Below are 11,907 nucleotides of genomic sequence, written 5' to 3'. Positions count from 1 at the left end.
CTCAGACCCGGTAGTAGTCCCGATACCAGCGGACAAAGCTGTCTACCCCTTCCTTGAGCCCGACACGGGGGCGATAGCCCGTGGCGTCGAACAGCGAGCGGGTGTCGGCCCAGGTGGCGAGCACGTCGCCGGGCTGCATGGGCAGCATGTTGCGGATGGCCCGTTTGCCGAGGGCCGACTCGATGGCATCCACGAAGTCCAGCAGCCTGACCGGGCTGCCGTTGCCGATGTTGAAGAGGCGATAGGGGGCCGGGCTGGCGTCCGGGGCCCCCTGCCAGTGGGCATCGCCCGCAGGGGGGATGTCTGCGATGCGCACTATCCCCTCGACGATGTCGTCGACATGGGTGAAATCCCGGCTGAGCTGGCCCTGGTTGTAGAGGTCGATGGGGTCGCCGTTCAGGATGGCGCGCACGAACTTGAACAGGGCCATGTCGGGCCGGCCCCAGGGGCCGTAGACGGTGAAAAAGCGCAGCCCGGTGGTGGGCAGGCCGTAGAGATGGGAGTAGGAGTGGGTCATCAGCTCCCCGGCCTTCTTGCTCGCCGCATAGAGGGAGACGGGATGATCCGCCCCATCGGACGGCTTGAACGGCATCTGTTCGTTCAGCCCGTAGACCGAGCTGGAGGAGGCATAGACCAGATGTTGCACCCGGGTCTGGCGACACCCCTCCAGCACGGTAAGGTGGCCGGTGAGGTTGCTGTCGGCGTAGGCGAAGGGGTTGTCCAGGGAGTAGCGCACCCCGGCCTGGGCCCCCAGATGGATCACCCGGTCAAACTGCTCGTGGGCAAAGAGCGAGGCCATGGCCGCGCGGTCCGCGAGATCGAGGTGTTCGAAGCGAAAGCCGGGTAGAGGCGTGAGCAGGGCGAGGCGCGCCTCCTTGAGACTCACCGCGTAGTAGTCGTTGAGGTTGTCTATCCCCACCACCTGATGGCCGTCGCCACAGAGCCTGCGCGCCACATGAAATCCGATAAACCCGGCGGCGCCGGTGACGAGGTACTTCATCGCTCCTCCTGATGAGCCAGGCTGTCGCCACGGCCGATGGCATAGTAGGTGAAACCGCGCTGGCGCAGACGGGCCGGATCATAGAGGTTGCGGCCGTCGAAGATGATGGCCTGCTTCAGGGTCTGGCGAAGCAGGTCGAAATCCGGTGCGCGGAACTGTTGCCACTCGGTGCAGACGAGCAGGGCATCGGCCCCCTGAAGGGCGGCTTCCTGGGTGTCGCACAGGAGCAAATCTGCCCGCTGGCTATAGAGGCGGGCGGCCTCGGTCATGGCCTCGGGGTCGAACGCCTGCACCTTGCCTCCTGCCGCCCAGATCGCCTCCATCAGCACCCTGCTCGGGGCTTCGCGCATGTCGTCGGTATTGGGTTTGAAGGCGAGTCCCCATAACGCGAAGGTGCGCCCCGACAGACTGGCACCAAAATGGTGGTGCAGCCGGGTCATGAGCCTGTGCTTCTGCGCCTCGTTGACCTGCTCCACCGAGCGCAGCAGGGGGGTCTCGCACCCCGCCTCCTTCGCGGTGTGGATCAGCGCCCTGACATCCTTGGGGAAGCAGGATCCGCCATAACCGCAGCCTGGGTAGATGAAGTGGTGGCCGATGCGCGGATCGGCACCGATACCCTTGCGCACCTCCTCGATATCGGCGCCCAGGGCTTCGGCCAGGGTGGCCATCTCGTTCATGAAGGAGATGCGGGTCGCCAGCATGGCGTTGGCGGCGTACTTGGTCAGTTCGGCGCTGCGTGCATCCATCCGCAGGATGCGGTCTCGCTTGCGGTTGAAGGGGGCGTAGAGCTCCTCCAGCAGGGAGAAGGCGTGATCGGAGTCGGTGCCGATGATGATGCGATCCGGCCGCAGGCAGTCGGCGACGGCGGCGCCCTCCTTGAGAAATTCGGGGTTGGAGACCACGTCGAGCGGAAGGTCGAGACCACGGTCGGCGAGGCGCGCCGCAATGTGTCGCCGTACCCGGCTGGCGGTGCCGACAGGCACAGTGCTCTTGTTGACCACCACCTTGCCCCCTTGCATCAGGCGGCCTATGGTGTCCGCCACCGTCATTACCTGATGGAGGTCGGCAGACCCGTCCTCGTCCGGCGGGGTGCCGACCGCGATGAAGATGAGCTCGGCGAAGCCCACCCCCTCGGCCACGTCCGTGGTGAAGTGCAGGCGACCGGCCTGGTGGTTGGCCTGTACCATGGGGGCCAGGCCGGGTTCGAAGATGGGGATGATGCCTTCTTTCAGCCGGCCGACCTTAGCGGCATCCACATCCACACAGGTCACCTGGTGGCCCATCTCGGCCAGCACGGCGGCCTGGACCAGACCCACATAACCTATTCCGAATACGGCGACTCTCATCTGCGGCGACTCCTTGGGGGCAGAGATTTGCGAGGCCCCATTCTAGAACGATTCATTGTTGGTAACAGCGGGATCCGTCCGGTTTTTCAGCCTGGGGCCAGGGTGGCGCGGGGGAGAGTGGCTGATCTTGGTGCAGGGGTTGTAACGCAGGGCTGACGAGCACCATTTTGGTGCGTACTGCCACCGTCTTGTGATCCGGCTCACTGAAATCGGACACTGTGGTCATAAACGAAGTCCCGATCCACGGGGCTCGCCACCGCCAGTGCTGGCGGCAGACACTCTTTTCACTTCGCATGGACACCCGGTTATGGACAACACCCCCCGCTCTGCACACCCGCTCTATGAGGATGTGCTCGCCCTGCTGACCGCGGCAGGCTTCGTCTCCCTCGGCATCTTCCTGTTCCATCAGGTCGGCCTGCTCACCGGCGGCACCGCCGGGCTGGCGCTGCTGCTGCAGCAGGTGACCGGCATCAGCTTCGGCCTGCTGTTCTTCGCCATGAACCTGCCGTTCTACGCTCTGGCCTGGCTCAGGATGGGGCCGCGCTTCACCCTCAATACCTTTGCCGCCGTGGCCACCGTCTCCTTCATGACGGATCACCTCAACGCCGTGCTGCAGATAGGCAAGATCGAGCCCGTCTACGCGGCGCTCATCGGCGGCACCCTGATCGGCATGGGGTTGCTCATCATGTTTCGCCACAAGGCGAGCCTGGGTGGCTTCAATATCCTGGCGCTCTTCATCCAGGACAGGTTCGGCATCCGGGCAGGCAAGCTGCAGATGGGACTGGATTGCGCCATCGTCGTCGCCTCCTTCTTCGTGGTCTCTCCCTGGCTGCTGGTACTCTCCGTGGTGGCCGCCATCATCTGTAACCTGGTGTTGACACTCAATCACAAGCCGGGCCGCTACCAGATCGCCTGACCAATCCCGCAGACAAAAACAAACAGAGCGCCCGAGGGCGCTCTGTTTGTTTCTGAATCTCACCAATATGCCGGCCAATCACACCACCATGGGTTGTTCCATGTCGGGGTGGTGGATGGCTGGTACGGGATGGTCGTGGACTGAGAGGGCGATGCGCCCGCCATCACACCGCCATGGCGGACTGCCCCGTCTCGGGATGGTGGATGAACGGCATCACACCACCATGGGTTGTCCGGTCTCGGGGTGGTGGATCACCTCGGCCGGGTAGTCGTAGAGCCGAGCGATGAGCGCCGGGGTGAGCACCTCGGCCGGGGGGCCGTCCGCCATCAGGCGACCGCGCTCCAGCATCACCAGCCGATCGGCGTAACGGGCCGCCAGATTGAGGTCGTGCAGCACCACCAGCACGGCGGTGTTGCGACCGGCCAGGGCGCGGGCCATGGTGAGCAGCTGGTGCTGGTACTTGAGGTCGAGGGCCGAGGTGGGTTCGTCGAGCAGCAGCAGCCGCGCTTGCTGCGGTTCGTCCGGGGCCTGCCAGATCTGGGCCAGCACCCGGGCGAACTGCACCCGCTGGCGCTCCCCGCCGGAGAGGCCGGGGTAGAGGCGGCCCGTCAGGTGATCCACCCCGGCGTGGGTCATGGCGGCACGCACAATCTCGTCGCGTCGGCTGGCGGGCTCGCTGTGGGGCAGTCGCCCCATGGCCACCACCTCCTCGCACAGGAAGGGGAAACTCAGGGACGAGCTTTGCGGCAGCACCCCGAGCCTGTGGGCCAGCGCGTTGCCGGCCCACTCCTGGCGTTTCTGGCCGAACAGGGCGATGGTTCCCTCATGTGCCAGCTCGCCGGTCAGGCATTTGAGCAGCGAGCTTTTTCCGGCGCCATTCGGGCCGAGCAGGGCGGTCAGACTGCCGGCCTGCAGCTCGAGATCCAGGCGGTTCAGAATGAGGCGGTTGCCCAGGTGGAGGCTGAGCTCCCGGCAGACAAGCAGGGGGGGGATCCGGGCAAGGTGACGTTCTCCTGTTACAGCGTCCGGCGGCTCTTGACCAAGAGCCAGATGAAGAAGGGCGCCCCCATCAGGGCGGTGATGATGCCCACCGGCAGCTCGGCCGGCGCCAGCAGGGTGCGGGCCAGCATGTCGGCCCCCAGCAGCAGGCCTGCCCCCAGCAGGGCCGACAACGGCAGCAGGCGGACATGGTTGGGCCCCGCCAGCAGCCGCACCAGGTGAGGTACCACCAGGCCGACGAAGCCGATCATGCCCGCCACCGCCACCGCCACGCCGACCCCGGCGGCGGTGAGCAGGATCAGCCGCCGCTTGAGGGACTGCACCTGAATGCCGAGGTGGCGCGCCTCCCCTTCACCCAGCAGCAGGGCGTTGAGGGGGTTGGCATCGCGCAAGAACAGAATGAGCAGGGCAGCCAGGGTCAGCAGCGCCAGCGCCACGTCCACCGGCTTGCCCGCCGCCAGTGACCCCATCTGCCACAGACTCAGGTTGCGCAGCATCTGATCGTCGGCGAGATAGGTGAGCAGGCCGATCACGGCGCCGGACAGCGCCGTGATGGCGACCCCGGCCAGCAGCATGACGGTGACCGAGGTGCCCCCCTCCCGGGTGCCGAGCAGATAGACCAGGGTGGTGGTCAGCGCTCCGCCGAGGAAGGCGAGCAGGGGCAGCAGGCCGATGCCGAGCAGGCTCTGCCACTGTTGGCCGAGGGGGGCCAGCAGCACAATGGCCAGCGCCGCGCCGAGCGCCGCGCCGCCGGAGACCCCTATGATGCCGGGGTCGGCCAGCGGATTGCGAAACAGCCCCTGCATCACGGCGCCGCAGAGGCCGAGAATGCCCCCCACGGCGATGCACAGCAGGGTGCGTGGCAGACGGATCTCCTGCACGATCAGCATCTTGTGTGCCTCAATCCCGCTCTGTTTGCCGGCGAACAGGGCCTGCAGGCTCTCGCCGAAGGAGAGCGACATGGGACCGGTGGCGAGGGAGCCGACCAGCAGCAGGGCAAGCGTGCAGCCGGTGAGCGCGAGCAGCCAGGGCAGCGGCAGACGCATCATGAACCCTGCTTGATCCACTGGGCTATCTGGTTGGCCTGCTGCAAGGATCTCAGGCTGAGCCCCCCTTGCAGGGCGTGACCGTCGATGGCATGGATGGCCCTGTTCTTGCCTGCCGGGGTGGCGGCCAGGGCCGGCACCTGGGCCAGCACGCTGTCGATATTCTGGAATTGCTGCCAGTCGCGACCGCTCACCAGCACCAGATCCGGTTGCAGCTCGATAAGGGATTCGGTGGAGACGGGCTTGTAGTCGTGCAATTGGACGACCGGGTTGACGCCGCCCGCCAGAGTCACCAGGGCGCTGGCGGTGGTATTGCCGCCGGCGATGCTGGTGGGTTGGCCCTTGTGCAGCAGCAGGAAGGCGACCTTGAGGGGCTTGTTCTGCTTCGCCTGGGCCGCCAGCTTGTCGCTCTGGGCGGCGATCTCCGCCTTCAGTCGGGTGCCGGCGGCTTGATTGCCCAGCAAGCCGGCCAGGGTGTCGATCCGCTCGTTGAGGTTGGCCAGGGTGGGCGCCGTCGGCAGCACGTTCACCTCGACGCCGGCTCGGCGCAGCTGCTCCAGAGCCGGTGGCGGCCCCATCTCGTCGCTGCCGACCAGCCGGGTCGGGGCCAGACTGAGGATCCCTTCGGCCGCCAGGGCGCGGTGGTAGCCGACTCTCGGCAGCCCCTTGGGTTCTGGGCTGCTCACATCGGTGGCGACGAGGCTCTGCTCGCCCCCCAGGGCCAGGATGAGTTCCGTGGTGGCCGGGCCTATGCTGACGATACGTTCCTGCGCCATGGCAGGCAGGGAAAGGGCACAGCCGAGCAGGCTGAGTGCGAGGGCAAAACGACGGCCCATGCGAACCTCCGAAGGGTGTATGAGAGTGGGATTGCCGCCGAGAATATCAAGCCGGTGAAGAAAATGCACTGATAATGAAATCGATTATCAATTGCGTTAAGCGGGCCGCTTTATTACAGTATTCGCCGCGAGACTGAGCACCATCGCCAGATCATCCAGGGAGAACCGATGAGCATTGCACAACGCATTCACGCGCTGCTGGAGCAAGACCCCAGCGCCCACCCATCCACCCTCGCCACCGAGCTGGCCGTCAGCGAGTGGGAGGTGGTACGCCATCTGCCTGCCGCCCTGATGACGCAAGTGCCGGCCGGGGAGGCCGAAGCCCTGCTGGCGGACTTGTCCAACTGGGGTCAGGTGACCACCATCGTCGAATCCGATGGCTCCATCTTCGAGGTGAAGGCTCCCTTCCCCAAGGGCAAGAACGCGCGCGGCTACTACAACCTGATGGGGCGGGACGGGGAGCTGCACGGCCACCTCAAGCTCGACAACGTGGCGGGCATCGCCCTGGTCAGCAAGCTCTTCATGGGCAAGGAGGGGCACTCCTTCCAGTTCTTCGGCCACAGTGGCCGCTGCATTTTCAAGATCTACCTGGGCCGGGACGAGCAGCGTCATCTGCTGCCTGAGCAGGTGGAGCGTTTCATGGCCCTGCGCCGTCAGTATCAAGAGGAAGTGAAAGCATGAGTGAACGTCAGGAGCGCCTGCAAAACCGCCTGCAACCGGAGATCCGCGAGTTCCGCGACGGTTGCCGTACCCTGCAGCTCGCCACTGTGGATGGCGAAGGCAACCCCAATGCCAGCTATGCCCCCTTCGTGCTGCAGGAAGATGGATACTATGTGCTCATCTCCGAGATAGCTCGCCACGCCCGCAACCTGCAACAGGTGCCCAAGGTATCGCTGATGCTGATCGAGGACGAAACCGGGGCCCGCGAGCTGTTTGCCCGCAAGCGTCTGACCTTCGATGCGGTCGCCGAGGTGGTGGCGCGCGACGACGCACGCTGGGAGAAGGCCGTTGCGGCGCTGGAAGGGCGTTTCGGCGAGATAGTCAAAGGGCTCTCCAACCTCAAGGACTTCGTGCTGTTTCGGCTCAAGCCCGAGCAGGGACTGTTCGTCAAGGGATTCGGTCAGGCGTTCCGTGTCTCCGGCGACGAGCTGGTGGACTTCGTTCACCTGGTGGAAGGGCACAAACGCATCGACAACGGCGCCGAGCTGACCAGCCCGGCGGATGAACCCGTTTGAGGGGACAGTTAGCGAGATGAGAAAACGGGCAGCCTGGGCTGCCCGTTTTGTTGTTATGTCCCGGGTTACTCCTGCCAGCCTGCTTGGTTGGGGAAGGCATCGCGGTCGGCCTGGGTGGCGCTTTCGTTGCATTCCCCGCGGATCTTCCAGGAGGTCTGGCTGAGGACGATATAGCCGCTTCGGCAATACTTGCGCGTGGCCAGCATCTGGGTGAGCTGCTCGTCCTGCAGGGCTTCCCGGCGTTCCAGCAGGCTCTTGTCGCGGTGGCTCAGCCGGTTGTCATCTCCCTCCTGCAACCGGGTGGGCAGGACGTCGAGAGGGGCGGCCTCAAAGGTGAAGCGCTTGCTCCCGTCGTCGCTGATATGGGTGTGGAACAAGGGGGCCGGGCCATCGGGGGCTGCCCCCGGCAAGCCGGAGCAGGCGGTGAGCGCCGGTAACAGCAGCGTGAGGGCAACGGCAGAGAGTAGACGCACACAAGACTCCAATCGGGTGTTCACATCAGGACGGGCAGCTTAGCACGCCCGCTCGGGTTGAATGGTGGCCAGCAGCTCATCCGTCGTGAGCAGGGTCACGCTTCTGCCTTGAGGCAGGCTCAGATGCCGCCACATGAAGTGGTGGTGCTGGATGATCTGCTCCGCACTCAGGTGCGGCCTGTCCGCCGTGGTATGGGCGTCGGTCACCGCAAAGGCGTCAAAGCCCCTGGCGGCGGCGCTGCGCAACGTGGTATCGACGCAAAAGTCGGTGGCACAGCCGCAGATGAGCAGTCTGTCTACCGACTGCTCTGCCAGCAGGAAGCCGAGCTCGGTGTCGAGGAAGCTGTCACAGGCAGTCTTGCGCACCCGGCTGTCGTGGGGAGACGGGGTCAGATCGGCGTGCAGTTGCCAGCCTGCACTGCCAGGTTCCAGCTCGGAACCCGGTTCGTCGTGTTGCACATAGATGACCCGTCCGTGTTGGCCCCGCACGCGATCGGCCAGACGATTGATGTTGGCGATGACCTGGGCATCCTGATGGCGGGGGTTATCGAACAATCCCTGTTGCATGTCGATGACGAGTAACACATCCATATGAAATCCTTGGGCTATTTTGAGGGTTGCAACCATTGGCTGCAGTCACGGCTTCGGGATTGATGCAGTGCGCCCATATCTTGCTTCATTTCCTTTGCATTTAGCCAGCGTTCCGGCAGGGGAGCGATGTGGACCCTGACGTCTGCGTCTCTCCCGGGGGCTGTCTCGTCACCGGTTTGCGGCACGATGAGTGCCACCTTGAGTGCCGGATTGCGGCTGGCGATGCGACTGGCGATCCCGAGCCCCCCTTCCACGTGGAAGTTGCCTGCGATATGCATGATGCGCCTGCCGGGATGCTTGCCCAGATAATCCACCATGCTTTCGGCCATGGTGTCGTCCCAGCTGGTCTGGGCGGCGAAGCGACGGGCGTTGCCGTCCGCATCCCCATGGTGCATGGAAGCCATGAACTTCTGGCGGTAGCCGTCATCCCCCAGAGTCAGCTCGCGGGCAAGCTGGCTGCGGCGATTGGCCGGCAGTTTGTCGAGCCAGGCCGGTCCCTCCTGACCGACGCAGCTCACCAGGGGTTTGGGGGCATTGGCGGCGATCACTGGCAGGTGTTGCGCCTTGGCGAACTCCACCAGAGGGCGGTAATCACTCTGGTAGTTGGGCCAGGCATGGCCATCTCGAATGAGGGCCGATTCGCCGATGCGTCCGGCCAGGTAGGCATCCAGCACCGGCTGATCGGCGCGGCTGAACTGCTCCATTGAGAGCACCAGGGCCCGGCCATCTGCCTGCGACGTCTCGTCAAGCCCCACCAGCAGACGGGCCTGCAACAGATGGATGGCCGGGTGAGTGTGAAGTTCCCCCACCAGCACGATGTCGGCATCCGCCACCCGGGCCACCGCCTGCTCGAAGGTCAGTGCCTGCCCCTGGGCCGTATCGAGCCGAGCGTGATAGAGGGTCTCGGGTGGGGTGCTCTGCGGCGTGGTGGCACAGGCGGCCAGCAGCAGGGGCAGGGCGAGCAGGGGGAGTCGTCGGATCATGGTTACTCACTCAAGAAACAGGGGATGGGAAAAGGCTGCACCATGGGATGGCGGCATGGCGAGCAAAAAGTGGCGCCAGTGTAAGGGGGAATGATGATAAAGTGAAATGAGAATGATTCACTTTATTATTGATCTTTGTCTCTGGCGGGGTAATATGCCTTCCGCTTGATAATAATTCTCAATAAGGACTTTGCAGTGGCGCACAACAACACCCCCTCCCTGATAGCCCTCGCCGTGGCGGCCGGGCTGATCTCCCCCGCTTTCGCCGCAGACAAGAAAGCCGATGAAGTCATGGTCGTCAGCGGCTCACGGATGGAACAGAAGCTGGAAGATGTTTCCGGTCCCATCGCTGTCATTACCTCGGAGCAGATTGAAGAGCAGGTCGTCAGCAACGTCGCCGATCTGTTCCGCTATGAGCCCGGGGTGAGCGTGCAGGGAGGAGCAGGAGATGCCCAGACCTTCACCATTCGCGGCATGAGCGAAAACCGGGTCAAGGTGGTGCAGGACGGTGTGCGCCAGAACGATGCCTACAAGAATGGCGGCGTGGGTCAGACCTACTTCGACACCGACATGATCAAGCAGGTGGAAGTGGCCAAAGGGCCGGCCTCCGCTGCTTACGGTTCCGATGCTCTGGGAGGCGTCATTGCCATCACCACCAAGGATGCTGGCGACTTCCTCAAGGGCCGCGACAGCTATCTGGATGCGACCACGGGTTATGCCTCCAGCAGCCACCAGAGAATGGCCGGCATCACGGGGGCGCTGCGCACCGGGGAAGTCGAGAACCTGCTGCGCTACACCTGGCGCGATGGCGGTGTCACCCAGAATTATGACGGCGACAAGAACGAGTTCGACATCGTCAGCCAGGCCGTGCTGTTCAAGAGCAAGTGGAATCTCTCCGATGATCAGTTCCTGAAACTGACGGTGGATTACTTCACCGAGGGGCAGGATCCGGATGCCATCGATCTGACCAAGGCGGGCTCCGTCTTCAACCAGCCCATTACCGACAAGGAGACCGACAACCTCTCCCTGGTACTGGATCATGGCCTCACCCTGAACGCCCCCTGGGCGGATCGCGTGGACAGCAAGATCTACTACAGCCGCGCCAAGCAGACCCTGGATCAGTATGCTTCGTCCAAGTATCCGGTCATGCCGGGCAACCCCTATGTGACCAAGAACTCCCTGGATCACAACGGTTTCGAGCAGGAGAGCCTGGGCGCCCAGGTGAAGTTCAACAAGGCGCTCGCCAGCCAGCGTCTGGCCTGGGGCCTGGAATACGAGCATACCGACAACGAGCGCACCCGCTTCAAGGGGCCGACCGTTCCGGGTGACTTCGTTGGCTACAACGAGCTGAGCTTCCCCTCCACCACCAGCGAGCGCAGTGCGCTCTGGGCCTTTGACGAGATCAAGTTCGGCGAGCGTTGGGTGCTGACCCCGGGCGTGCGTTACGACTACTACAAGATGACCCCGGACGAGGATCCCGCCTACACCGGCGAGAACATGAAGAAGATCTCCGAAGGGGAGTTCTCTCCCAAGCTGGGGCTGGTATTCAAGGCGCACGAGGCGGCGAACCTGTTCGCCCAGTACAGCCACGGCTTCAAGGCGCCCATGTATGACAACGCCTTCTCCACCCTGAACCACCAGGCGTATGGCTATCGCATTGAGCCCAACCCGAACCTCAAGCCAGAGAGCAGCGACGGCATCGATCTGGGGGTGCGCGGCAGCCGCGGCGGGTTCAGCTATGAAGTGGCCACCTTCTACAACAAGTTCGACGACTTCATCGAGCTGACGGCCGTGGGCACCGAAGGCCGTACCGCCCTCTATCAGTACCAGAACCTGGACAAGGCGACCACCAAGGGGGCCGAGGCCAAGGCGGACTACTGGTTGAACGAGCTGGTCAACGTCTGGGGCAACCTGGCCTACATCGAGGGCAAGGATGGCGAGGGCAACTACATCAACAGCCTGAGCCCCCTGAACGGCAGCGTCGGGGTGCGTCTGGAGCAGCCGAACTGGAACATCAACACCGCATTGCGCTTTGCCGACGACATGGACAAGGTGGGCAAGGATGCGCGAGGCAACGACAACATCAAGAGCGCAGGCTGGGGAGTGGTGGATCTCTATGCCCAGTTCAAGCCGGTGCAGGACCTGCAGCTCAACGTGGGGGTGTTCAACCTGTTTGACAAGGAGTACGTGAGCTACGAGAGCATCACCGGCCTTGCCGCCACCGCGGATACCAGCAAGCAGACCGAGCCTGGCCGCAACCTCAGTGCACGGGTCAAGTACGTGTTCTGATGGTCGTCGACCAGCATGAAGGAAAAGGGGCCCTCGGGCCCCTTTTGTCATGAAGGTCGGCGTCTGCAAAAAAGAAACCCGCCAGGGGCGGGTGGAAGGATTGCAACACTCATCAGGAAGCGGTGTTACCCAATAGACAGGGGGATGTGACAAAGGTTCAACTTTATTGATATTTATCGTTTTTATCTGTCAT

At 63.8% G+C, this 11,907-nt stretch carries 12 protein-coding genes; 4 read left to right on the top strand and 8 right to left on the bottom strand.

The features are described from left to right. Nucleotide 1: 1 nt before the first annotated feature. Complete coding sequence (locus C2U47_RS05040) at nucleotides 2–1,000, bottom strand: NAD-dependent epimerase (protein WP_103261484.1); 999 nt, start codon at nucleotides 998–1,000, stop codon at nucleotides 2–4. Continuing rightward, nucleotides 997–2,346, bottom strand: a complete 1,350-nt coding sequence (locus C2U47_RS05035; protein WP_103261483.1) for a UDP-glucose dehydrogenase family protein — start codon at nucleotides 2,344–2,346, stop codon at nucleotides 997–999. Before C2U47_RS05035 ends, C2U47_RS05040 begins: the two co-directional genes overlap by 4 nt. A gap of 307 nt (nucleotides 2,347–2,653) precedes the next feature. Here C2U47_RS05035 and C2U47_RS05030 point away from each other — a divergent pair, with 307 nt between their 5' ends. Beyond that, the gene (locus C2U47_RS05030; protein WP_043152597.1) at nucleotides 2,654–3,262 is read left to right on the top strand and encodes a YitT family protein; all 609 of its coding nucleotides are present in this window, start codon (nucleotides 2,654–2,656) and stop codon (nucleotides 3,260–3,262) included. 213 nt (nucleotides 3,263–3,475) lie between these two features. Here the strand turns inward: C2U47_RS05030 and C2U47_RS05025 are convergent, their stop codons facing one another. Genes C2U47_RS05025 through C2U47_RS05015 form a run of 3 tightly spaced genes read right to left on the bottom strand, consistent with a single transcriptional unit; the run spans nucleotide 3,476 to nucleotide 6,143 of the window. Next, nucleotides 3,476–4,255, bottom strand: coding sequence for a heme ABC transporter ATP-binding protein (locus C2U47_RS05025; protein ID WP_103261482.1), 780 nt, complete (start codon nucleotides 4,253–4,255; stop codon nucleotides 3,476–3,478). Nucleotides 4,256–4,278: 23 nt separating this feature from the next. After that, entirely contained in the window at nucleotides 4,279–5,310 is a 1,032-nt protein-coding gene (locus tag C2U47_RS05020) for a FecCD family ABC transporter permease (protein WP_199766840.1), read from the bottom strand. Continuing rightward, nucleotides 5,307–6,143 (bottom strand): heme/hemin ABC transporter substrate-binding protein, encoded by an 837-nt coding sequence (locus C2U47_RS05015; RefSeq protein ID WP_103261481.1) that lies wholly within the window; start codon nucleotides 6,141–6,143, stop codon nucleotides 5,307–5,309. Before C2U47_RS05015 ends, C2U47_RS05020 begins: the two co-directional genes overlap by 4 nt. A gap of 168 nt (nucleotides 6,144–6,311) precedes the next feature. On the opposite strand from C2U47_RS05015, the gene hutX reads away from it, so the two are divergent. Both hutX and hutZ read left to right on the top strand, forming a co-directional pair. Further along, complete coding sequence (gene hutX, locus C2U47_RS05010; RefSeq protein ID WP_103261480.1) at nucleotides 6,312–6,824, top strand: heme utilization cystosolic carrier protein HutX; 513 nt, start codon at nucleotides 6,312–6,314, stop codon at nucleotides 6,822–6,824. Further along, a complete protein-coding gene (gene hutZ / locus C2U47_RS05005) occupies nucleotides 6,821–7,378 on the top strand; it encodes a heme utilization protein HutZ (protein ID WP_010673228.1) in 558 nt (185 codons plus the stop codon). The genes hutX and hutZ overlap by 4 nt, the downstream gene beginning before the upstream one ends. Before the next feature lie 65 nt (nucleotides 7,379–7,443). On the opposite strand, the gene C2U47_RS05000 is transcribed toward hutZ, so the two are convergent. The 3 genes from C2U47_RS05000 to C2U47_RS04990 are packed head-to-tail and all read right to left on the bottom strand — an operon-like array spanning nucleotide 7,444 to nucleotide 9,425. After that, the gene (locus C2U47_RS05000; protein ID WP_052815192.1) at nucleotides 7,444–7,851 is read right to left on the bottom strand and encodes a hypothetical protein; all 408 of its coding nucleotides are present in this window, start codon (nucleotides 7,849–7,851) and stop codon (nucleotides 7,444–7,446) included. 39 nt (nucleotides 7,852–7,890) lie between these two features. Continuing rightward, a complete protein-coding gene (locus C2U47_RS04995) occupies nucleotides 7,891–8,442 on the bottom strand; it encodes a cysteine hydrolase family protein (protein ID WP_010673230.1) in 552 nt (183 codons plus the stop codon). A gap of 14 nt (nucleotides 8,443–8,456) precedes the next feature. Beyond that, nucleotides 8,457–9,425: a ChaN family lipoprotein gene (locus C2U47_RS04990; protein WP_103261479.1), complete on the bottom strand. Its 969-nt coding sequence runs from the start codon at nucleotides 9,423–9,425 to the stop codon at nucleotides 8,457–8,459. Between the two features lie 195 nt (nucleotides 9,426–9,620). On the opposite strand from C2U47_RS04990, the gene C2U47_RS04985 reads away from it, so the two are divergent. Beyond that, nucleotides 9,621–11,714 (top strand): TonB-dependent hemoglobin/transferrin/lactoferrin family receptor, encoded by a 2,094-nt coding sequence (locus C2U47_RS04985; RefSeq protein WP_041214614.1) that lies wholly within the window; start codon nucleotides 9,621–9,623, stop codon nucleotides 11,712–11,714. The last annotated feature ends 193 nt before the right edge of the window (nucleotides 11,715–11,907 follow it).

The organism is Aeromonas sp. ASNIH7, assembly GCF_002903485.1.
GTDB classification, from domain to species: domain Bacteria; phylum Pseudomonadota; class Gammaproteobacteria; order Enterobacterales; family Aeromonadaceae; genus Aeromonas; species Aeromonas caviae.
The sequence above is the reverse complement of the archived record's forward strand: the minus strand, read 5'-3'. Positions and strand labels throughout refer to the sequence as shown.

Bases quoted from the DNA above. Each gene is read 5' to 3' on its own strand.
- hutZ (WP_010673228.1), top strand. From the start codon at position 6,821: ATGAGTGAACGTCAGGAGCGCCTGCAAAACCGCCTGCAACCGGAGATC.
- C2U47_RS05030 (WP_043152597.1), top strand. From the start codon at position 2,654: ATGGACAACACCCCCCGCTCTGCACACCCGCTCTATGAGGATGTGCTC.
- C2U47_RS04995 (WP_010673230.1), bottom strand. From the start codon at position 8,442: ATGGATGTGTTACTCGTCATCGACATGCAACAGGGATTGTTCGATAAC.
- C2U47_RS05020 (WP_199766840.1), bottom strand. From the start codon at position 5,310: ATGATGCGTCTGCCGCTGCCCTGGCTGCTCGCGCTCACCGGCTGCACG.
- C2U47_RS05015 (WP_103261481.1), bottom strand. From the start codon at position 6,143: ATGGGCCGTCGTTTTGCCCTCGCACTCAGCCTGCTCGGCTGTGCCCTT.
- C2U47_RS05035 (WP_103261483.1), bottom strand. From the start codon at position 2,346: ATGAGAGTCGCCGTATTCGGAATAGGTTATGTGGGTCTGGTCCAGGCC.
- C2U47_RS04990 (WP_103261479.1), bottom strand. From the start codon at position 9,425: ATGATCCGACGACTCCCCCTGCTCGCCCTGCCCCTGCTGCTGGCCGCC.
- C2U47_RS05040 (WP_103261484.1), bottom strand. From the start codon at position 1,000: ATGAAGTACCTCGTCACCGGCGCCGCCGGGTTTATCGGATTTCATGTG.
- hutX (WP_103261480.1), top strand. From the start codon at position 6,312: ATGAGCATTGCACAACGCATTCACGCGCTGCTGGAGCAAGACCCCAGC.